Annotated in this window: 1 protein-coding gene; it reads left to right on the forward strand. The window is 70.5% G+C overall.

Annotation, left to right across the window (positions count from 1 at the left end; all coding sequences use genetic code 11):
* Nucleotides 1-72: 72 nt before the first annotated feature.
* Nucleotides 73-2,539 (forward strand): condensation domain-containing protein (locus GXP76_RS35110; RefSeq protein ID WP_242575665.1); only part of this gene is annotated, 2,467 nt, incomplete at its 3' end.

Below are 2,539 nucleotides of genomic sequence, written 5' to 3' on the forward strand. Positions count from 1 at the left end.
TTGGCGGGGACGCTGGCCGCGACTTCTGTCTCGTTCGACCTTTCGGTGTTCGAGATCTTCGCCCCGTTGTCGGTGGGCGGGACGGTGTATGTGGTACCCGACAGTGCGCTGGACCTGATCGCGAATCCGGATCGGTACACCGGTGTGACGCTGGTGAATACCGTTCCGTCGGTGGCGCGGGAGTTGCTGGCGGCGGGTGCGGTTCCGCCTCGTGCGGCGACGGTGAATCTGGCGGGTGAGCCTCTGGCACCGGCGCTGGTGCGGGAGTTGTATGCGCACCCGGTGATCAGTGAGGTCAACAACCTCTACGGGCCGAGCGAGGACACCACCTACTCGACCCACGCCGTGACGGTCGCGGGCGACGTGCGCACGGCGATCGGCGGTCCTGTCGACGGAACGACCGCCCACGTCCTGGACGCGAATCTGCGCCCCGTGGTGCTCGGTGCCGTCGGCGAGCTGTACCTGTCGGGCGCCGGCGTCACACGCGGCTATCACGCCCGCCCCTCTTTGACGGCGGAGCGTTATCTGCCCGACCCGTTCTCGGATGAGGGCGGTCGGATGTATCGCACGGGGGACTTGGTGCGGTGGCGTCCGGACGGTCAGCTGGACTATCTGGGCCGTGCGGACGGTCAGGTGAAGGTGCGTGGTCACCGGGTCGAACTCGGCGAGGTCGAGGAAGTCCTGCGCAGGCACGACCAGTTGGGCGAAGCGGTCGTCGTCGCCCGCGAAGACGTATCCGGATCGCTGCGCCTGGTCGCGTACGTAGTACCGAACAAGCCGGGCGATGCGGTTCCCGCCGAGCTGACCTCTTATGTGCGTGTCTGGCTGCCGGATTTCATGGTTCCTTCGGTCTTCGTCGGTCTGGAGGAGTTCCCGCTCCTCCCGAACGGGAAGATCGACCGCAACGCGCTTCCCGATCCGGACCCGGGCGCCGGGCACACTGCCTATCGGGCTCCGGCCGGGCCGGCCGAGGAACTCGTCGCCGGAATATGGCGCGAGGTCCTCGACGTCACCGAAGTCGGCGCCGACGACGACTTCTTCGCCCTCGGCGGCCACTCCCTCCTCGCCACCCGTCTCACCCACCGGCTCGGTGCCGCGCTCGGCACCCACGTTCCGCTGCACCTCGTGTTCGAACACCCCACACTCACCGAACTCGCCGCCCACCTGCCCCGATCGGGCGACGGCCACCGGCCCATCCCGGCCGCGCCGCGCACCACGAACGCAGACGGCACCGTTACTCTCCCCGCCACCTCCGGCCAGAAGCGACTCTGGCTGCTGTGCGCGCTGGACCCCCAGGCCAACCTTGCCTACACCCTCAACGGCGGGGCCCGGCTGTCCGGTCAGCTCGACGCCCCGGCACTCGCAGCCGCCGTCGAGGAGGTCGCCCGCCGCCACGAGGTGCTGCGGACCACGCTGCGCGAGGAGGACGGCGAGATCGTCCAGGTCGTCCATCCGCTCTGGCGCGGGGATCCGCTGCCGTTGACCGGTCCGGACGCCGCCCACGCGGACGACGAGGCCGAACTGCTGGAGCACTGGCGCCGATCCACCGTGGACCTCGCCGACGGTCCCTTGTTCCGCGCCCGGATCGTCACCCGGTCCGAGGACTCCCACTTGCTCCTGCTGTCCCTGCACCACACCATCGCCGACGGATGGACGCTCACCCTCCTCCTCGACGAAATCGCCCACACCTACGCGGCACTCGTCGAGGACCGCCCCCTCGCGTCGGCCCCAACCCTCCAGTACGGCGACTTCGCCCACGCCCAGGCCGCCGTACCCGTGTCCGAGGACGACGCCGGGCTCGTCCACTGGCGTGAGCGGCTCGCGGGGGCGCACGCGCTGGACCTCCCGACCGACCACCCGCGCCCGGCCCGCCGTACCTACAACGGGGCGGCCGTCCCCGTCGAACTGGACGCCGAAACGGTCAGGCGGCTCGCACGGAGCACGGGCACCACCCCGTTCGCCGTGGTCGCCACCGCGGTCACCGTCGTCCTGGGCGCCCTGTCGGGCAACCACGACGTGACCATCGGCATCCCGACCAGCGGCCGTACTCACCCCGACACCGCCGAGATCCTGGGGTTCTTCACCAACACACTGCCGCTCCGGCGGACCCTGGACCCGCAGGCCACCCTCGCCGCGACCCTGAGCGCCACCCACCACGCCCTGGTGGAGGCGCACCAGCACGCCGAGACACCGTTCGAGGAGATCGTCCGGCATGCGGCGCCCGCAGCCGACGGCCAGGCGCGCAGCCCGCTGTTCCAGACGATGCTCGCCCTCAACGAAACGCCGTCCCGGAACCTGCACCTGCCCGGCCTGGCCGTCACCCGGCTCGACATTCCGCCGGCGGGCACCCAGTTCGAGTTCTCGCTCCACCTGGAGCAGGGCGAGGACGCAATCACCGGCTACCTCACGTACAACACCGACCTCTACGCGGACAGCACCGCGCGCCTCGTCCCCGAGCGCCTCGCCACCGTCGTCTCCGCTCTGGCCGACCGCCCGGATTCCGTGCTGGCGGAGTTGGATGTGCGGTCGGTGGGGGAGC

Origin of the sequence: Streptomyces sp. NP-1717 (assembly GCF_022695985.1) — a bacterium.
In the GTDB taxonomy this organism is placed as follows: domain Bacteria; phylum Actinomycetota; class Actinomycetes; order Streptomycetales; family Streptomycetaceae; genus Streptomyces.